Origin of the sequence: Paenibacillus hunanensis, assembly GCF_014645615.1 — a bacterium.
Taxonomy (GTDB): domain Bacteria; phylum Bacillota; class Bacilli; order Paenibacillales; family Paenibacillaceae; genus Saccharibacillus; species Saccharibacillus hunanensis.
Genome location: NZ_BMMB01000007.1, coordinates 13028 through 33022 on the forward strand (window position 1 = coordinate 13028; position 19995 = coordinate 33022).

Annotated in this window: 17 protein-coding genes and 1 other RNA gene; 10 read left to right on the forward strand and 8 right to left on the reverse strand. The window is 45.9% G+C overall.

The window, feature by feature from the left end; translation table 11 throughout:
- Window positions 1-100: 100 nt before the first annotated feature.
- The 3 genes from IEX62_RS15570 to IEX62_RS15580 form a co-directional block, all read right to left on the reverse strand.
- Window positions 101-1276 carry a putative glycoside hydrolase gene (locus IEX62_RS15570; RefSeq protein WP_188776471.1) on the reverse strand — a complete coding sequence of 392 codons (1176 nt, stop codon included), beginning with the start codon at window positions 1274-1276 and terminating at the stop codon, window positions 101-103.
- Window positions 1277-1691: 415 nt separating this feature from the next.
- Window positions 1692-1895 (reverse strand): hypothetical protein, encoded by a 204-nt coding sequence (locus tag IEX62_RS15575; protein WP_188776472.1) that lies wholly within the window; start codon window positions 1893-1895, stop codon window positions 1692-1694.
- Between the two features lie 314 nt (window positions 1896-2209).
- Complete coding sequence (locus IEX62_RS15580; protein WP_188776473.1) at window positions 2210-3031, reverse strand: YitT family protein; 822 nt, start codon at window positions 3029-3031, stop codon at window positions 2210-2212.
- Between the two features lie 425 nt (window positions 3032-3456).
- On the opposite strand from IEX62_RS15580, the gene cshA reads away from it, so the two are divergent.
- Window positions 3457-5043 (forward strand): degradosome RNA helicase CshA, encoded by a 1587-nt coding sequence (cshA, locus tag IEX62_RS15585; RefSeq protein ID WP_188776474.1) that lies wholly within the window; start codon window positions 3457-3459, stop codon window positions 5041-5043.
- Between the two features lie 230 nt (window positions 5044-5273).
- Here the strand turns inward: cshA and IEX62_RS15590 are convergent, their stop codons facing one another.
- Entirely contained in the window at window positions 5274-6176 is a 903-nt protein-coding gene (locus IEX62_RS15590; protein WP_188776475.1) for a LysR family transcriptional regulator, read from the reverse strand.
- 420 nt (window positions 6177-6596) lie between these two features.
- Between IEX62_RS15590 and IEX62_RS15595 the strand changes: the two genes are divergently transcribed.
- From IEX62_RS15595 to IEX62_RS15615, 5 genes are all read left to right on the forward strand, one after another.
- Complete coding sequence (locus IEX62_RS15595) at window positions 6597-8003, forward strand: HlyD family secretion protein (protein WP_188776476.1); 1407 nt, start codon at window positions 6597-6599, stop codon at window positions 8001-8003.
- Window position 8004: 1 nt separating this feature from the next.
- The gene (locus IEX62_RS15600; RefSeq protein ID WP_188776477.1) at window positions 8005-9213 is read left to right on the forward strand and encodes an ABC transporter permease; all 1209 of its coding nucleotides are present in this window, start codon (window positions 8005-8007) and stop codon (window positions 9211-9213) included.
- A 398-nt stretch (window positions 9214-9611) separates the two neighbouring features.
- The gene (locus IEX62_RS15605) at window positions 9612-10487 is read left to right on the forward strand and encodes a YesL family protein (RefSeq protein ID WP_188776478.1); all 876 of its coding nucleotides are present in this window, start codon (window positions 9612-9614) and stop codon (window positions 10485-10487) included.
- 417 nt (window positions 10488-10904) lie between these two features.
- Window positions 10905-11095: non-coding RNA, 6S RNA (gene ssrS / locus IEX62_RS15610), on the forward strand.
- A 366-nt stretch (window positions 11096-11461) separates the two neighbouring features.
- Window positions 11462-11857 carry a DUF1499 domain-containing protein gene (locus tag IEX62_RS15615; RefSeq protein WP_188776479.1) on the forward strand — a complete coding sequence of 132 codons (396 nt, stop codon included), beginning with the start codon at window positions 11462-11464 and terminating at the stop codon, window positions 11855-11857.
- A 220-nt stretch (window positions 11858-12077) separates the two neighbouring features.
- Here the strand turns inward: IEX62_RS15615 and tpx are convergent, their stop codons facing one another.
- Window positions 12078-12599, reverse strand: coding sequence for a thiol peroxidase (tpx, locus tag IEX62_RS15620; RefSeq protein ID WP_188776480.1), 522 nt, complete (start codon window positions 12597-12599; stop codon window positions 12078-12080).
- A 276-nt stretch (window positions 12600-12875) separates the two neighbouring features.
- Between tpx and IEX62_RS15625 the strand changes: the two genes are divergently transcribed.
- Window positions 12876-13592, forward strand: coding sequence for a rhomboid family intramembrane serine protease (locus IEX62_RS15625; protein WP_188776481.1), 717 nt, complete (start codon window positions 12876-12878; stop codon window positions 13590-13592).
- A gap of 323 nt (window positions 13593-13915) precedes the next feature.
- On the opposite strand, the gene IEX62_RS15630 is transcribed toward IEX62_RS15625, so the two are convergent.
- Together IEX62_RS15630 and IEX62_RS15635 are read right to left on the reverse strand one after the other, a co-directional pair.
- Complete coding sequence (locus tag IEX62_RS15630) at window positions 13916-14593, reverse strand: zinc metallopeptidase (protein WP_188776482.1); 678 nt, start codon at window positions 14591-14593, stop codon at window positions 13916-13918.
- A gap of 31 nt (window positions 14594-14624) precedes the next feature.
- On the reverse strand, window positions 14625-15059 hold the full coding sequence (locus IEX62_RS15635) for a MerR family transcriptional regulator (protein ID WP_188776483.1): 435 nt from the start codon (window positions 15057-15059) through the stop codon (window positions 14625-14627).
- A gap of 415 nt (window positions 15060-15474) precedes the next feature.
- On the opposite strand from IEX62_RS15635, the gene IEX62_RS15640 reads away from it, so the two are divergent.
- Genes IEX62_RS15640 through IEX62_RS15650 form a run of 3 tightly spaced genes read left to right on the forward strand, consistent with a single transcriptional unit; the run spans window position 15475 to window position 18717 of the window.
- Window positions 15475-16866 (forward strand): ammonium transporter, encoded by a 1392-nt coding sequence (locus tag IEX62_RS15640; protein WP_188776484.1) that lies wholly within the window; start codon window positions 15475-15477, stop codon window positions 16864-16866.
- A 49-nt stretch (window positions 16867-16915) separates the two neighbouring features.
- The gene (locus tag IEX62_RS15645; RefSeq protein ID WP_188776485.1) at window positions 16916-17989 is read left to right on the forward strand and encodes a DUF294 nucleotidyltransferase-like domain-containing protein; all 1074 of its coding nucleotides are present in this window, start codon (window positions 16916-16918) and stop codon (window positions 17987-17989) included.
- Window positions 17986-18717: an exonuclease domain-containing protein gene (locus tag IEX62_RS15650; RefSeq protein WP_188776486.1), complete on the forward strand. Its 732-nt coding sequence runs from the start codon at window positions 17986-17988 to the stop codon at window positions 18715-18717. Before IEX62_RS15645 ends, IEX62_RS15650 begins: the two co-directional genes overlap by 4 nt.
- A 534-nt stretch (window positions 18718-19251) precedes the next feature.
- Here the strand turns inward: IEX62_RS15650 and IEX62_RS15655 are convergent.
- Window positions 19252-19950, reverse strand: a complete 699-nt coding sequence (locus tag IEX62_RS15655; RefSeq protein ID WP_268239820.1) for a Mov34/MPN/PAD-1 family protein — start codon at window positions 19948-19950, stop codon at window positions 19252-19254.
- Between the last annotated feature and the right edge of the window lie 45 nt (window positions 19951-19995).

The window sequence follows — 19995 nt, forward strand, 5'->3', positions numbered from 1 at the left end:
TAGGGAACGAAAAAGAGATAACTATTTTATATGAGAACCATAACAAAAAGCAGCGCCCGGACATCTCTGTCCAGGCACTGCTGTTAACAACGAAATCATATTAAAAATTCGCACCCTCCGTATAACGGTTCGATGCATTCCACAGCAGATATTCATCCACGCCCATATCCTTCATTGCGCGAATCTGATCATCGACCTGCTGCTTACCATACTTGATATAATGTCCACTACCCAGCCAGCTGGCGGTGAAATCCTGAATCCATGGACGAATGATTGGCTTTTGCTCGGCAAGCGGATTAAGCTTTTTCAGTGTGTCTTCCATTGAGCCCTTGATCGTTGCATATGGATTTTTATCCGGGTCTTTCACACCAAACCAGCCAGTCGTATAGTGACTCGGATACACCATCGGACTGATAACATCCACATTTTCGGAAATTTTAGCAAAATCCTGTCCGATCCCTTCGGCAGCAGGTACAGAAGCAGCATAACCAAAAATATCAACCGATACTCGTACGCCAAGCGGAGCGAGCTGCTTGCGTGCATATTGTACGAATTCAGCAACCACATCGACGCGAGACTTGTCATTCTTCTCGAACTTCAGCTCATTTTCGTGATTTTCAAAGCCTTCCGGGAAGCGTACATAGTCAAATTGAATTTCCTTAAAGCCTTTAGCAGCAGCTTCCTTAGCAAGCTCGATATTGTAATCCCATACTGCTTTTTTGTACGGATTGACGAAGTTATCGCCTTTACCGTTGCTCCACACCTGACCGTTCTTTTTCACAAAGGACAACTCAGGATGCTTTTTCGCCAGTACCGAATCTTTGAATACAACGATGCGGGCAATTGGATATACATCATGCTTTTTCAGGCGTGCCATCAGCTGATCGATATCACCGATGAATTTTTGCGGACTGCCTAGCTTCTGCAAGTCCTTATTCTCGGTTTTATACGTGATGTAGCCGGCATCGTCCTTGAGGTCGATAACCATCGAGTTGAGCTCCGTCTCGTCAAGCAGCTTGAGTAGCTTTTCCATACGAGCACCGCCAGCACTATAAGCGGTAACATAGATGCCCTTGATAACAGGAGCTTCCGGCTGTGGATCGATTTTGGTAGGAGTCTGATCCGCATTTACCTCGGTCTGTTCCATCTGATTTTGAATCGCGACCCGATTAAGCATGGATTGCAGGGATGCCGTCTGTGTTGTTTGTGTCTGAGCCTGCTGATCGCCACCGAAAGCGGTGGACGCCAGCAGCATAAGCGTCCACAAAATATCCATAATGTTAGTACCCTCATCTCTTATGTAGTATAGTGTGCAGCATTACGATTGCCGGGTGTTGCACTTAAATATGTATAGCTTCATCTACATATAAGTACCTCCTGTATCGGGATTAGTTGCGCCTGAAGCATGGATCAGGCAAACATTTATGTACTTAAACTGTCTCATAAACGACTAAACATAGCAAATAAAAGAAAAAATGGAATTGCAATGATAACGATAAGTAGAAAGCGATACAACTGTTTTACAATGAGTAGCGTAGTAACAGTGCCGTTATCATCACGCTCGGTATACAGGCTTGATATACAAAAAAGTACCGCTTCTTCGCGAATTGACTTCGGCAGAAGCGGTACTTTTATCTGATCGTGCGTATCATACTCGTTCATTACAGGAGCTTATTCATGCTCATCAGGCGTTATTGCAGAAGCTGCTCGTCCTGATTTTCGCAAATACTATACTGAATAATCTCCAGTGCATCGTTTGGTTCCAAAATGCGCAGCCCATCACGCAGTACAATAAGCGCATTGAGTTCCTGCTGTTTCAGGGAAGGCATCATATCCGGGAAACATTTCATGACAATTTGTGACAACTTCACAGTTTCCATTTCCACAATAATCATCCTTTCCTATCCTGGAATCATTTCGCTTAACAAGGAGAAATCATTCTTACGGGAACTTAGGAAAAGCATGTGTGCATAAAGGAACAAGTACCGTGCACAAAATTCAATGGTTACGTCAGATGGCGGCGTGTGCTTATTCTACTATATATAACGACAAAAAGCGACTTTCAGTGAATAGCTGACCATCAATTCATGAAAAAGTTGATCGGATACGTAAAACGGTAAAGCTAGATGTACAGGAAGTAGGAAGAAGAAGCTTGCTGTCCCTACTTCACGCGCGCAATAGCGCGAGTACAAGAAATACAGATGTTCGCTCAGCTTTTGCGGAAGGAGCCCATAATACCGACCGTTTCCACCATATTTACAAAAGCAGTCGGATCGGTTTCTTTAATAATGCGTCGCAGCTCGGTTAGCTCGTAACGTGTCGTTACCGTCATTAGCATATCCTTAGGTGTGTTTGAAAACGCACCCTCTGCTTTGATCATCGTCACACCACGCTGCAATGGCATTAACTTTTCCAGCAGCACATCGGTATGATTAGATACGATAAACAATGTTACCTTGATATGGTTCACGTGAATCAGGTCGACTACTTTACCTGCGATATAAATACAGACCATCGAGGCAAGCGCGATATTCCAGTTATTCGACAGATAGCCCATCGCGATAATAACGAGACCGTTTAGACCGACGATCACATTGCCGACCGGGAAATCACGGTAACGTGTAATGATGGAACCGAGAATATCGAAGCCGCCAGTCGAACCGCCAGCGCGGAAGGAGATACCGACGCCGATACCGATCAGTACACCGCCAAATACAGACGAGATCAACAGATCACTGGCAGCGACGGTAGTCGGTACAATAGTCATTAACCATGTCGTTGCTACAACCGACACAATACTGAGAAAAATATATCGTTTACCGAGTAAAAACCATCCGGCAATCAGCAGTGGGATGTTGTAAACAAAGTAAAGCATACTAATGTTAAGCGGTGTAAAATAACCGGTTAACATAGCAAGTCCTGATACCCCTCCGCTAAGCAGCTGGTGAGGAATCAGGAACATATTGAACGCTACGGCTGTAAAAATGGAGCCGATCAATACGCCAAGGATGGGCATTGATTTTTTTAACATGCAGGTCACCTCTAGTGTTAGTTAGTAAGTTATAGAAAGTGTGTGGAGCCCAAATAGAAAGTTTCTTCCCAATTCGTAATTATATTATGAATCGGCTAGTCATACATCTGTATTTTATGGTATAATGATTTAGATATTCTTGAGTAGGGATGTTTTGCTGAATGAAATTCAGAATTTTAATAAATGCAAGACGGGTTTATTTCATCATAGAGAGTATTGAATAACCCTTTTTATCCAACTTTGACATACTAAGCATTGCATCAGATGCTCTAAAAGTGACCGGACTTATTCAATAATCAACACCAGCTAACGGACATGGTGGTCTGTGAGACCTCCTGATATGCAGCTATATGCTACTCAATTGCTACTTAAGAATACAAACAAGTTAGTGGATTGTCCACCATCATAGAAGGAGTTTGAATATTTTGACAAAATTTGTAGACTTTGGGTTAGATGAAAAAGTATTAAAAGCAATCATGGAGCTGGGCTTTGAGGAAGCGACACCAATTCAGTCCAAATCCATTCCGATTGCAATGGAAGGCAGTGACCTGATCGGTCAAGCACAAACAGGTACGGGTAAAACAGCGGCATTCAGCATCCCTGTTATTAACAAGATCGAACGTTCGGACGAAAAAATCAGAGCACTCGTAATGGCACCAACACGCGAACTGGCGATCCAGGTTGCAGAAGAAATCGAAAAGCTCGCTCGTTTTAAAGGTATTCGTTCGTTGCCAATCTACGGTGGTCAGGAAATTGGCCGTCAGATTCGTGCATTGAAAAAGAAACCACAGATCATTATCGGTACACCAGGTCGTTTGCTTGACCATATCAACCGTAAAACAATCAAGCTGGATGACGTACAATACGTAATCCTGGACGAAGCAGATGAAATGCTGGATATGGGCTTTATGGAAGACATTCAGTCAATCCTGAAGCAAGTACCGGATGAGCGTCAAACGATGCTGTTCTCGGCAACAATGCCACCCAACATTCAACGTCTGGCGAATCAGTTCCTGAAAGAGCCACAACACGTATCCGTAATTCCAAAACAGGTTAGTGCACCGCTGATCGACCAATCCTACATCGAAGTAAACGAGCGTCAAAAGTTTGACGCACTGTCCCGTTTGCTGGATATGGAATCTCCAGAGCTGGCAATCGTATTCGGTCGTACAAAACGTCGTGTAGACGAGCTGTCCGAAGCGCTGCAAAAACGCGGTTACTCCGCAGACGGTCTGCATGGTGACCTGTCTCAGAACCAGCGTGATAACGTAATGCGTAAATTCCGCGACGGCAGCATCGATGTACTCGTAGCAACTGACGTTGCAGCACGTGGTCTGGACGTATCCGGCGTAACTCACGTTGTGAACTTTGACCTGCCGCAAGATCCAGAAAGCTATGTTCACCGTATTGGTCGTACAGGCCGTGCTGGTAAAGAAGGCGCAGCGTACTCATTCGTTACACCGCGTGAGATCGATCACCTGCACTTCATCGAGCGTGTAACGCGCCACAAAATCACTCGTAAGCCTCTGCCATCCCTGGCTGAAGCGATCGAAGGTAAACAACGCATTACAGCTGAGCGTCTGTTGGAGCTTGTACAGGACGATACAGCACCACTGAACGAGTACAAAGGTATCGCGATTCAATTGCTGGAAAGCTATGATTCCGTGAACCTGCTGGCAGCAGCAATGAAATTGCTGACTGGCGACAAAAAGGATGCTCAGATCGATCTGACTCCAGAAGATCCAATTCGTGCAAAACGTCGTAGACCAGACGTTCGCTCTGGCGGACGCAAGCCATCTGGCGGTTACAACCGTAGTGGCGGTGGCTACAAAGGCGGCAATCGCGAAGGTGGTAGTGGTAACCGTGGTGGATACAGCAGCGGTGGCGGCTATAAAGGCAGCAACCGTGAAGGCGGACGTAGCGAGTACTCTCGTGACCGCAAGCCACGCAGCAACAACGGTGGCGGCGACCGTCGTCCATCTAGCAGCAACCGTACAGATTCTTTTGAATAAGAATTCTTTTCAAAATAAAAGCTATATCATGGTCTAATAACTAAATGATGATGGCTGGGCAACATCCCAAAGAGGCTACCGAGAATCGGTAGCCTCTTTTTTTACGCCCAGTCTACGCCCAGTCTACGCCCAGTCTACGCCCAGTCTACGCCCAGTCTACGCCCAGTCTACGCCCAGTCTACGCCCAGTCTACGCCCAGTCTACGCCCAGTCTACGCCCAGTCGTATGCATCATAGCGGTTGATGCTGTACCTCCAGCGCATGACGGAACCGACGAATGAACAGCTCGGTTGCGCGAGACGCCGATACCCCTGCCGCAGTGACAAGCCAGAGAAAGGTTTCTCCACGATCCGGAAGCTGGAGTGGAAGGCTAACTACTTCCTTATTAAAAGCTTTACCGTACGTTTGCAAGGAATAGGTCGTTCCGATTGTTACGGCTAGATTCGCTCGCACTGCGCGTAGCAGAGCATCGACATTATTGCTTTTAAATAAAATATCGCTATCTGGTACAAGCTCCTGCACAAGTGTCAAAATATTGGAGTCATTGTACAGCACCAGCGGCGTATCGGTTAGCTCTTCCGGATGAACGATCTTACGCTCAGTCAGCGGTGAATCTATATGACAGAGCAAAATAAGCCGATCCTCCACAATACGTTCAAAATGAAGCTCTGGCTGCATAACTCGTTGCTCTGGTAATAATACAAAGCCGATATCACTATCCCCATTCCGTACACTCTCTAACACAGTCTGTGTATGATCCTCGATCAGATCAAATCGACTCCCCGGAAATTCACGCTTCATCTCTGATAGCGTCTCAATGAGCAGTGAGATGGGTCCTGGAATAGAGGCGATACGCAGTCTTGAATTGTTCAGCTCATGATAACTGCTAGCTTCACGCTTCAATTCCTCAATCTGGCTAAGAATGGTCTTGATTTTGGTAATAATCTTTTCACCCTCGGCTGTGACGGTCGCACCAGCACGCGAACGAACGAAGATGCGAGTTCCCAGCTCTTGCTCAAACAGTGTAATCGCTCGACTGACTCCGGTTACGGTTAAATGGCAATGCTCGGCTGCTTTGGTCAGTGAGCCTGTTCTTGCTACCTCCGCAATATATTGAAGCTGTTCAATGTTCATCGTAATAACCTCTTTCATAGATGCCATCTACTTTACGCTTTCGATCACATCATCCATTTATTCATCCTATTTTAAGTTGACTAGAAGTTTACTTTACTCTATTTTTGATAAATTTATTGTACTTGAGGTATATGATATATTCAAATAAGCGTTCCATTCATCGCATTCGCATCAATTATACATAGGGATGAATGAGGAATAGAGGGATTCGTTTTGCAGATAGAGGGTGCAATTGGAAATGCCAGTTCTTTACGTAAAAGATCCAGTAGCACTACCAATCATTCTGCCTTTAAGCAGGATGGTGACTGCGAATAGGACAAGTATGACCAACACCATGAGCATCAACGGTATATGAGGCATCAACTCAGAGCCTATACAAAGCAGAATCTACGAATTAATGAGAAAGTGGAGTGAGGAGACATGACTAAGAGAAAATATGTATTGTACGGTGTGATTGTAGTAGGGATTGTAGCGGCTATTTATGTATTAAGCCTGTTGATCAGCCGTCAGGGCAATGCACTAACAGGAAACAATGCAACGATGCCAACAGCCTATGTGGAATCGGATACGGTCAGCACCAGTTTCAAGCTGGCAGGACGGGTGAGCAAGCTACTCGTGGATGAAGGCGATACGGTGAAAAAAGGGCAGCTACTCGCTGTGCTGGACAGCAGTGAGCTACAGGACAAGGTCGCTCAAGCACAGGCTGCTCTAAAAACAGCACAGGCGAATGTATCACAGGCGGAAGCAGGTGTAGTACAGGCAAAAGCAGGTATGACGCAAGCGCAGGCTGGCGTTACGCAGGCACAGGCCGCAGAGCAAGCAGCACAGGTGAAGGTGTCGCAAGGAACGACAGCGGTACAGGTCACAGCTGAATCATCCGCAAGTCAGGTACAGCAGGCACAAGCCGCCGTAGCAGCCGCTAAAGCAAAATGGCAGGCGGTCAAAAGTGGCGCACGTCCAGAGGAGATTGCACAGGCGAAGACAGCTACTGCATCTGCACGTGATGCGCTTGCTACCGCGCAGAAAAGCTTGAGCCGTACGCAGCAGTTATATGAGGCGGGTCTTGCTACTGATGCTGCACTCGATCAGGCGAAGCTACAGCAGCAGCAAGCACAGGCACAATATGATGCTGCGGTCGAAAAGCAAAAGCTTGCTGAACAGGGCAGTCGTCAGGAGGAAATCGATGCTGCTTATGCTCAATACCAGCAAGCGCAGGCAGCATTAAAGGAAGCACAGGCTGGTCAAGGACAGGTGAGCCTGAGACAGGAGGATGTCAAAGCAGCACAGGCTGCTGTTAATCAGGCACAGGGTGCAGCAGAGCAAGCACATGGAACGGTAGCACAGGCACAGGCGAATCAGACGCTCGCCCAAGCTAAGGTTGAAGCCGCTCAGGCTCAGGTAGAGCAGGCGAAGGCAGCACTGCAAGAAGCACAAACCTATGCCGGCTATGCCAAGCTATATGCGCCAGCAGATGGTGTGATCAAAACGCGCGCGATTCGTGGGGGCGAGCTGGTGAGCGCCGGTTCTACCATTTATTCACTGGAAACGACCTCGCAGCGCTGGGCTAAATTTTACATGACCGAGACCGCAATGAATGGACTTCGTGTAGGCGATACAGTCACGCTCAAGCTAATTAGCGATGATGCTACCTTTACAGGCAAAGTGAAAGTGATCGATGCGGCGGCTGATTTTGCCATTCAAAAGCCTAGCCAGAGCTCAGGAGATACCGACGTTCGTTCCTTTGGTGTAAAGGTGCAGTTGACGGGATTGCCATCTGCCGTACCGACTGGAAGCACGGTGCTGTATGCTGGCAAAGGAGAACAGTAATATGAGCACATGGCGGGCGATTATAGAAGAGTGCAGGCATATGTTCAGCATCCCCAAGCTGGCAGCGATCTTACTATTGATGCCAGTACTCTATGCAGTACTGTTTGGATTTTTGTATTCACATGAGCGCATTACCGACATGCCGGTCATTGTATATGATGGCGATAACTCGGCACTCAGTCGACAGGTCGTTCAGGCATTTGATGCAACCGATACGTTCAAGGTGATCGGACAGCGCTGGAATGAAGAGGATGTAGTACAGGAAGTGCAAAATGGGGTGGCACGTGTTGGCTTGATCATCCCACCTAACTTCTCCAGCGGATTACAGCATGGAGAAAATATCCCGATCATGACCTTTATCGATGGTAGTAATATGATCTATTCTAACAGTGCATCGCGTATCGCCAATCAGGTCATTATGAGCATAAGTAGCGGAGCGACCTTGCAGACACTCGATAAGAAGGGGATGAGCAGCGAGCAGGCAGGTGCATTGCTGAACGCGATTCCTTACCGTTCCAGAGTGCTGTACAATCCAGTATTCAACTATGAATATTATATGCCGATTGGCGTCATCTCTGCTGCGTTACAGCAATGTCTATTACTCGGTATTGCACTATCCTGTACATGGCAAAAGGAAGCTGGCCTGTGGCATCGTTTCTACGATTGGCGGTTTGCTCCGTGGAAGCTAGCTATAGCCAAGCTAACACCATACTTTCTCGTTGGTCTGGTCAATGTGGTCGTGTCCTTTTCGATTGCGCATTTTGGCTTTGGCATTCCGTTTGTTGGGCAGCTATGGCCGATGTTGATTTTATCGCTCGGCTTTAACTTTGCGTTATGTGGGCTGGGCTTTTTGTTCAGTGTTGTATCGAAGCGACAGGTTGATGCGATTCAGGTGCTGATGCTGATCGCGATGCCATCGTTTATGCTATCCGGCTATACGTGGCCGCTGGAAGCGATGCCTAGGGCGCTACGTGTCATCGGAGAATGTCTACCACTGACCCAATTTTTGCAGGGGGTGCGTAGTATTGTTGTAAAAGGATTGCCGCTGGATCAAATCTGGCAGAATGTGATTGCACTTGGAATGATCGGACTGGTCACATTACTGATATCATTTCTTATTTTCCCGCTTACGATGCGACGTTACAAAGAATATGATAATGAATCCGAACACCCTACAGCGACACTGACAACCGAATCGCTGAGCAAATAAATGGAGGAAATAAGCTGAAAGCATACATCGCATCGATAATGCTCATCTAGCAAACTGCTGTATATTTCAGATGGACGACTTCATATATAGAAGATACTTTGAGTTTCTGTTATCTAATCGTCGTGATCTAATCTATATGAAGCTAAGATTGAACCCTATTTGTACAATAAATCAGACTCCAATCTTATGAAGGCATGTGTACGTCCGCCAAGATGATATATTCTTGCAATACAGGCTACTCCTTGCCGTCAGTCAAGGCACGGTAGCCTTTTTGCTTATACGGCCAGGATAACGCTTGCAATAGGGCTGGTATTGTCATGTGAACTTAGGTTATAGTTAGATTAGATATCATCAGAGTTGTGGCATCGTGATGCCCGTGTAGACAAGGGGGAAATGCTTTGGAGTTTAGAGGGGTAATGGGCGGATTATATCGGCTATCCGAATGGATTATGCGTCTGGCCGGCAGCAACCTGTTATGGGTTATTTGTTCTTCACCATTTTTATTTTTTCTGGTGATGCGTTTTATTTTCAGTCAGCCTCAGTTTACGCAAAATGATATTTTGCAGGCGAACTGGGCAATGGGCATTCTGGCACCTTTCACATTGTTCCCGGCGACAGCAGCGCTGTTCACCGTTGTACGTAAATGGGTGATGGGTGAAGGTGATGTATCCGTTATCAAAACATTTTTCCGGGGATACAAAGAGAATTATCGACAGAGTATGATCGGCGGTCTTTTCTATACGCTGCTGTTTGTAATTATGTACGTGGATTATACTGTTTACATGAATCAGTTCCCACATTTGCAGCTGTTAGGCATCGTGATGCTGATCTTCCTGCTTGTGCTGTTTGTATCGCTGTTTAACTTCTTTTCCATGATTGCACATTATCATATGAAGCTGAAGGATATTATCAAAAATGCAATCCTTCTCTCCATCGTGCGTCCATTCCGCTTGTTCTCGACCCTACTCGGAACGGTAGCACTATTGTTCATCGGTACACGCTATCCTGTGCTCTTCGTGCTCTGTCTTGCTTCAGCAATTGCATGGTTCGCTTTCTTCAATTTCTATGGCATGTTCCTGAAAATGCAAGAACAATCCGAGAAGCAGGCAGCCGCAGAAAAGGAAAAAGAACTGCAAGCCGACGAGCAACTGGTAACTGGCGACGAGCCACCCCATGAGCAGGCAAAACGTCTGGAAAACGTTCCAGCTAATCAGCCTTCCATGGATCAGGATGTCAAAAATAGCATGACCAAGGAAAAAGAGCGTGAACGCTAAAGCTAGAGCTATGTCGCTCTTGTGCTCCTGTATAGTAAATAACGACTGCGATTGATAAAACACATAGGGAAGACCCGTTTGTCCCATCCGAGTAGAGTAGGATAGGACAAACGGGTCTTTTTATTTTGCAATCCATATCTTCTTGTCAGCGCCGTACTTATACTACCGTATTGTGCTTAGGCTGTTGTGTTGTATGTATGTATGTATGTATGTATGTATGTATGTATGTTCCGATTAAAGAATACCGGGCAGCGAGAACAGCTCATTCTCATTGTAAAACGAGTAGTACAAAGTACTATAGAACAATACAGAAGCCAGTCAATTAGCAAAAACCTCTATCTGTAAACGTTTACAAAATAACGGAATACAAAAGCGAAATCGACTTTACAAATACCACCATGAAGTTTATAATAAATTTACATCCTGCAATGTACGCCTCGATATCTCGTTGTTTTGAACCAATGATGATGTCTCGGGAGATTCAAATTCAACTGTGGCTGACCGGCCCTATCCATTGGATGTGGGGACTTCAAATACATGTTGTGCGATCACCCACCTGCTAAGCAGGTTCGAAGACAATGTTATCGGACGGCATTTGCGGGACCGTTTTAAAATCTTTTCAAGGTAGGTGCCGACGTGATGTCGACATGCTCTAAACAAAAAGCGTTCTGATCTAGATCATTACGATCTACGATTTCAGAACGTTTTTTGTTTGCGCTTACAAGCTAGTGATGATTCAGTAATGATAATGAATATATGGGAATTGAAAGCCCAACTAGTTAGCTGGAAAGCAGGCTAGTCGCGCTACCTGATCGCATGAGCAGCGAGCACCAATCGATCCTTTTATCGATATCATCGAGTCATCGCGCGATGGGCAAGCATGCCGTTATTATAAGAATATTAGTTTTCTTATTTACGTACTAATGATACACTGATAGTAATGATAGGTCTGTACATGCAAAGGAGGAAACGTCTTGTCGCTTAAGAGAACGTTAGTTGGAATCATCCGTAGCCAGGAAGGCACAGGAGATCGCGCCAAAGACCCACAAATGAAAACAAGATACTATAATCTTTCCCGTGAGCGCGCCTGGGAAGAGGTTTCATCCACATTAAAGAAAATTCCAGGTTTCAAGGTTCTGCATGAGGTACATAGTGTAGGCGAGATCACGCTGGAGCGCAAAACGGGCTTCGGGCGTATTATGGATATTACGGTTTCGATCGTATCAGTAAGCCCTGTTCGTAGTGCAATCGATATTCATTCGGCTTCGCGCGGATCGCTTGGAGATCTCGGTGCGAACTATCGTAATATTTTGACACTGTTCAGCGCTCTGGATAAAAAGCTGTCTCAGTACAAGATCGATCAACCATAAGTACAGACAATCAGCACCAGCCGTGAATGTGTATGGCATGTTAACGGCATTGAAGCCATGGTGCTGTTATATCATCTGTTTTGAATGCGGATACATACGATTCGACAGCATGATGCTCATCAGATAAAACCCCTTCTCTTATACCAACAGGAGAAGGGGTTTTTCGGTGTGAAAATTAATATTCGTAATTGCTCAGTAGCTGTTCAGTATCGCTATATGCTTACCCAAGCAAGCCTTTTACCGCTTCGATAGCTGCATCATAATTCGGATGATCTGCCATCTCAGGTAGGTACTCTACATAGCGTACTGTATCATCACGATCAATGACGAAGATTGCACGCATATCGATTACGAATTCCTTGATCAATACGCCATATGCTTTACCAAAGGAGTTGTCGCGATAGTCAGACAGGGTAACAACGCGGTCTACACCTGCTGCACCACACCAGCGTGCCTGTGCGAACGGCAGATCGGCACTGATCGTCAGTACAACCACATCTTCACCGAGTTCAGAAGCAGCTTCATTGAAGCGGCGTGTCTGTGCATCACATACGCCTGTATCCAGGGATGGAACTACGCTAATCAATTTGATTTTACCTGCATAATCAGCCAGTGTGGCTTGCTCCAGCAGGTTTTTACTCAGGTTAAAAGCAGGAGCAGCATCGCCAGCTTTCAGTTCAGGGCCGACGAGTGTAATCGGATTGCCTTTAAATGTAGCTACACCAGTACGTTCTTGCGTCATTATAAATTCCTCCTTCGAGATAGTGAACATGAAATGAATAGCTAAATAAAAGGACAGCCAACGGGGTACATAATATGTAGGTGTACAGATCTGCCGAGGTGCTGTCCGTACTTTGCTTTTTCGCATATTCAGTCGGAATTCATTATAATAAAGGAGAAGCAATAAAGTAAAGCCTGTGTCGATATGTACCAGGAGATACATCATCGGATACGACCCATCTCTAGTAGTTCTACCCTCCAACCCTTCAAATACTATGTCACACTTAAAGGAGCTCGTATGCTATTTGTCCGTTATGAGAACTGGAAAAGCTTTTTGCGGTTTTATCCGCTCACATCCCTTATTGCACTCGCCAATATCGTCGTCTTTTTATTGATGACATTCAATGGTGGCTCGCAAAATAGTGCCACATTAGTTGAATATGGAGCACTTACGAATCTTATCGGCTATGATCAGTGGTGGAGAACGTTTACAGCAATGTTTGTGCATATTGGATTTGATCATTTGCTGTTCAATACATTTGCGATCATTGTATTTGCGCCACCTCTTGAGCGACTGCTTGGCACGCTGCGCTATGGTGTTCTGTATTTTGCCAGTGGACTGATCGGTAATATCATTAGTCTTGAGCTATATCGACAATCAAGTGAAGGTCATCTGGCAGCTGGAGCTTCTGGAGCGATCTACGGCATTTATGGAGCCTTTTTGTATATTGCTCTGTTCCAGCGTGGAATGCTAGATCGTGTGTCACGTCAGACGATCTACACGATTCTCGGATTAGGTCTGGTCTATACGTTCATTATGCCGGGCATCGGCATCTGGGCGCATCTAGGCGGTCTGATCTCAGGCTTCTTCATCTATGGCTTGCTGTTACGTTTAACGGGCTTAGAGCGCCGCTGGCAGCGTATATATCAGCGCTATGAGCAGGCCATGAAGGAACAACAAATGAGGGAGCAACAGATGCGAGAAGAGCAGGAGCGTAATGATCCAAAGCTATAGGCTGACGTTGTTCTAGTAAAGTGCTTTTGGTAAAAGAAAGAATAAGCACAATCATGAATAGCAGCATATCAATAAGGCGAGCCGTATACACTGTACATGGCTCGCCTTATTGATCGTTTAACACTCATTCATACCCGTGTACAACTCTATATACGAATCTAAGTACGAATTTAACTACAAATCACATCGCCGTATCCAATATCAGCCCAGCCTAATGATCCGTGTATACAAAAAAAGCTGCTGTTCCTTCCCATCATGGGAGTAGAACAGCAGCTTTTGCGTTAAACCTAGGTTTTATTTACACTTGATTCGCAGCGCGTATATTAGTCACGGTTACCGAAGAGCAAGAACAGATAACGCGCCAGCTCCAGTACAGATAGTAATGCAGCAGCGACATAAGTCAGTGCAGCAGCGTTCAATACTTTACCAACGCTACGTTCTTCTTCGTGAGTGACGTAGCCTTCAGCGACCATCACATCACGAGCGCGGTTACTTGCATTAAACTCAACTGGCAAGGTGATCAGCTGGAATGCTACGGCAACCGAGAAGAACAGAACACCGATACCGATCAGGTTAAATGATTGGAATACAAAGCCCGCCAGCAACAATAATGGTGCGATACCGGAAGCAAAGTTTACAACCGGGAAAATACGGTGACGAATCGCCAACATCGGATAGTGAACCTTATGCTGGATGGCGTGACCGATCTCGTGACACGCTACCGAGACAGCGGAAATGCTTGTTCCATAATAGACGGGCTCAGACAGACGAACAACACGGTTAACCGGATCATAGTGGTCAGTCAGCACGCCAGCAATCGGTTCGATTGGCACATCATGTAGACCGTTAGAGTCTAGCATATGGCGAGCTGCGTCATAACCGCTCATGCCACGCATATTCGGAACCTCAGCATATTTGTTAAACGTTCCCTTGACTCGGAACTGAGCCCAGATCGTTAAACCAAAAGCTGCTATAATGAGTATAAGAAAAATCGCATTCATCGTTCATTCCTCCATATAAATATAAAGCAGATCACATCATGCCGGGACCCTGACCAAGCAGGAACTTCAGCGCTTCGATGCAAGCAGCACTTTGAGGAACAAGATTCATAAATGCACGTCTGGCTTGATTTGGCTTCATCTGTTGCAGGAGGGGCTCCAATTCACGAACCTCGCGCTGCAATTGTTCCATATGAAGCTCAATTTCAGTCAAGCGCTGGGTGACCTGCTCTTCATCGGTGACCCGATCCCATGCACTTAATTTGTCTTTGATTTCCTCTAAGGTGTACTTATCCTGCTTTAACTTTGTAATACGTTCCAGACGAGCCAACGTTTCAAAACTATATAGACGATAGTTTTTAAGAGAGCGACTCTCAGGCTCGATCAGACCAAGCTTGGTGTAGTAATCCACCGTGCGTTCGCTGATCCCTGCGATTCTGGAAAGCTCTCCAATTCGGTATAATTTCATATCCCCAACGTATTCACCCCCGTTTTTGTTCATATAAACGAGGATTCAACACTGCTGAATCCTATTGCCTATATTACAGGAACTTAAACCATACAGTCAAACGTAATGCTTAAGCGAATATACCCTATAATAGCAGGGGATAAACGCTCTTTCTCTCTATAAACAGTAAATATAGAACTATTGATATAACAATATATTGAAGTATTTGTATATATGATACTCGTTCAGGCTTAAAGATACCTGAAATTCATATGAACTCATGCTGAAACCAGTGAAAAAACACGCTTTTTGAAGCATAACGAAACTATTTTCATGATTTTGAAAATAAATGCTTGTCATTCGCGTTTTAATCTGATTATAATGACATTAAGGATTTCACGATATGTGAAGTAATATAACATGGGGAGTGGGTCAAATGAGAAAAAAATGGGCCGTTATGGGGTTAGCGGCATCCGCACTTCTAACTTTTCCGTTCAGCGCTTTTGCTGCGGATGAGGTTACTGCGACAACAGTACAAACGAATCTGGATACGTTCTTTGTTTTCCTGGCATTCGCGCTCGTACTGTTCATGCAAGCAGGCTTCGCCTTTTTGGAAGCAGGCTCTGTACGGATGAAAAATGCCGGGCACGTTGCCGGTAAAACAGTTTTGACTCTTGGCATCGCACTGGTAGCCTTCTGGGCTTTCGGTTTTGGACTTGGCTTTGGAGATGGTAATGGATTTTTTGGCTATCAGGGCTTTTTCCTAAGTGGCGAGGAAATGAAGCCACTGTTTGGCGCACTTGCTGGTCTTGATATTCCAATCTCCATGATGTTCCTGTTCCACCTTGCGTTTGCAGCGGTATCGCTGTCGATCGCATTTGGCGGATTCGCTGAGCGTGCAAAGCTTAGCGTGTATATTATCTTCGGTGTTTTATTCATGATCATTATCTATCCAATCATCGCTCACTGGGTATGGGGCGGCGGCTGGTTGGCAGCAATCGGTATGCAGGACTATGCAGGCTCCACCGTTGTCCATTTGACAGGTGCAACAGCAGGTCTGGCAGCAACGCTGATGCTGAAACCACGTCTTGGTAAATATAATAAGGATGGCAAGCCTAACATTATTCCAGGTCATAACCAGGTATTCTCCGTTATCGGTGTATTCATTCTCTGGTTCGGCTGGATGGGCTTCAACCCTGGTAGTGCACTCACGCCAAGCGGCGGCTTCTTCACTTATGTAGCACTGACGACGAACCTGGCAGCTGCTGCGGGTGGTGTTGCTGCACTGTTGATCTCGTGGGTTGTACTGGGTAAAGCTGATATTCCTAGCATGCTAAACGGCGTACTGGCTGCGCTCGTAGCCATCACAGGTTCCTGTGCATTCGTAGATGTATGGGCAGCGGTTGTGATCGGTCTGGTAGCTGGTGTTGTTACATTCTTTACTGCACAATGGTTCGAAAAAGCAGGCATTGACGATCCGATCTACGCATTCTCTGTACACGGTATCGCTGGTATGTGGGGTGCAATCTCTACTGGTCTGTTCGCTACACCGGAGCTTGCTAAGCAGGTTAACGTAGGTGGAGCAGGTCTGTTCTATGGCGGTGGCTTCCACCAGCTTGGCGTACAGTTGCTCGGTATGATCGGTACTTTCATTTTCGTACTGGTGCTTTCCTTCATTATTCTTGGTATCATGAAAGCACTGGGTGGCATTCGTGTAACAGAAGAAGAGGAAATGATGGGTCTGGATATTAGTGAGCATGGTTCCTACGGTTATCCTGAGCAAATGAAAGCAGTAGGTGAAGTAGATCGTACAAGAGCGAATAGCTAATACTTCTAAACACACCTATTAACATTACAAGTGCTGGGGGATGAAGCCGATGAAGAAGACTTCTCTCAATCTTCCCTTGCTGGAGCTGACCGATGCCGTTTGTCCGGAATCACTCAAAACCAAACGTATCATGATCCAAAAGCAGCTGTATGCTGCTCTGAGCGAGAGCGATATTCGCGAATGGGTAGCGACAGTGAACGATATGCATGACAGGATTATGCGGCAGGCAGTAACAATATGTGAGCAACAATTAGTTGAGGCGGGCTACGGTCCGCCTCCTGTTGCATATTCTTTTATTGTTTTTGGCAGCGCAGGAAGATGTGAGCAGACGCTTTGGAGTGATCAGGATAATGGCTTGATCATAAGCGATGAACAGCACGAGCAGAAGGAACGGTATTTTGAAGCGTTTGGCAGCCGTCTGGCGGACATTTTGGAGCAGGTCGGGTATGAGAAGTGCCAGGGCAAGGTGATGTGCTCAGAGCCGATGTGGCGCAAGACACTGGGAGCATGGCAGCAGCAGTTGGATAGCTGGCGTGAGGAATTGAGCTGGGAGCCGGTGCGTAACTGGATTATTGCTTCGGATATGCGCCATATGGCAGGCGATCAGGCGCTTGCCCAGCGCTGGCAGGCTCATTTTTATGCGGGTCTAAAGGAAACGCCTGCGATGTCGGCGGCGATTTTGCGTAATACAGTTCGTCATAAGGCGACGCTTAATGTACTGGGGCAAATTGTACCTGAGCGTTTTGGTGAACATGCAGGTGATTTTGATGTAAAATATGGAATATATATTCCGCTTGTGAATGCATCGCGTTTTTTAGCAGTGCAAAATGGCATTTATGAGTCATCTACATTGAAGCGACTCGATCGGCTGATTCAGCTGGAGGCGGCATCGCTTGCTCTGCTGGAAATGATGCAGGAGGCGTTTTTAACGGCGCTGCGTATGCGTAATTCAACGCCGGTGAAGGAAGAGGATGGATTGTATATCAGTACGGGCTTTATGCTACAAAAGGACTGGCGACAAAAGCCATTTTTCCATGAACTTAGAGAAAGTCTGGGCATTGTCAAAAAAGCACATCGTGAGCTGCAAAGACAATTGCGCTTTCTGGAAAGGAGACGCTTATGAAAGAACCTACAAAAGCTGGAAGCGGATTTTGGCGAAGCTTACGTAGTGGAGGTGTTCCCTCCGCGATTGCTTCGGTATTTGGTGCACCATCTGCACAGCAGATGGCTTTTATACGTTCACTATCACGTGAGCAGCGTCGTCCAGAGGTGCTGCATTATCCGATGAGCAGGCTGGAAACCGTCGTTTTCGATTTGGAGACGACGGGCTTTCATCCTCAGCATGGAGATGAAATTTTGTCTTTTGGAGCGGTGAAGCTGCTGGGTAATGAGGTACAGGATGAGTTCTATACACTTGTAAATTCAAAGGTGAGCGTGCCAGATAATATTTCTGCGCTTACAGGTATTACCCAGGAAATGATCGATGGAGCGCCATCGTTAATTGATGGACTACATGATTTTATGGCATTTGCTGGGCGCTCCGTGCTGATTGCACATGGTACTGGGCATGACAAAGCATTTCTGAATGCCGCATTATGGAAAACATCTAAAATTCAATTGACTCACCGCATACTGGATACGATGATGATCGCCAGATGGCTGAAGCCTTCACTTGGTAGTTACGGATTAGATGAGGTGCTGGAGGAGGCTAATATTCCTGTGACGGTCAGACATCACGCGCTGGAGGATGCCAAAATGACAGCTCAGCTATGGCAGGAATATCTTCGTCTCATGCGTCACAAGCAAGTGGATACGCTGGAGGATTTGTATGCGCATTTAAGTAATTTTTAGTGGCTGGGTGCAAAACCGGATAGCAGTTGGAGAGGTACACTACTTAGGGAAGGAATAAGGGGACGTCCTTGGGTTGAGAACAGGAATCTACGAAGCAGGTGGAAATGTAGATTCCTGTTCTCAAAAGCTGTAAGATATTTTGCTGTGCAAAAATCACTTTCCATTGAACCTCGTGTTAGGAGATCGCTAACACGACAAGGCGTCCATTCCCCTTATTTCCTTCCCTGCGTTCTGTGCATCTCGCAACTGCTCGGATTTATGCACACATTTGGGAGAGCGGCAGTATTTTAGCTTTCAGAAGTGTTTAGCTCTCAGCAGTATTTTTGCTTTTATTAAGTAATGATTTTTGACTTTTTGTTTGGAATGATCATTTTAAAGGGATGTAGATATAGGAAGAAATGAAGTACATAGGAGGTTGATGGTTGATATGTAGCGTGATGGGTGGGAGTATTCTAGCTTGATATTGTAGTTTTGGGGTAATATTTTATAGACACTTGAATAGATCAGGTAGATAAAGCTGTTGGTTAGACAGCTTTATTTTTGTAGGAGTTGTATAGGTGTCAGATCGTATTGTAAGGATGAATGAGTGGGGTTGGTTGCTATTCGTTCGGGAGAATGTTGGATGATATTGTAGGCGCGGATAGGCTCGGAATGATGATCTGAAGGATGAGTTGGTGCATATGGGGTTTGATTAGATGATGAAGGCTTAGGATAGGTCTGTGGATGGTCTTGTTCTGGCTCGCTGCTTGCTATAGAGAGGGTTCCGATTAAGTAGACGGAGATCATACTGGCAAAGTCGGGTAGTCGCTCTAGATCCTCCTGTGATGGCAACGGCGCGGTGTGAGGATGAGAGTGGAACAGACCGACGAGGTTGGGCTCGTTATAGCAGCAGTGAATCCATTCGGCTGGGTCGAGTTGAAAATGATGTGCAGGGTTAAGGGAAACGTTATGCAGTCTTCGGTAGGAATGGAGCTGGGTGCCTGTAGTCGTTTTTGTACCGAGCAATATTCCGCACACCTCATGCGCCGGAGCTGACCGCATATGGTCGATTAGCTCGTGCCAAACGGATTGGGCGATGTGAACGGTTGCTCGGTCTATCTGGTTTGAATGGTGTGGATGTTGCTTCAAGTGTACGACCTTCTTTCTGTGTATATGGGATAGGCTAAGAGACTTTTCATTGATTGTTTGGCATAGATTCTCCAGCACCTGGAGAATTTTTTTAATGAAAGGCATTATAGATGTAAAAAGATATACTGAAGTATGATAAGCACGTATCTA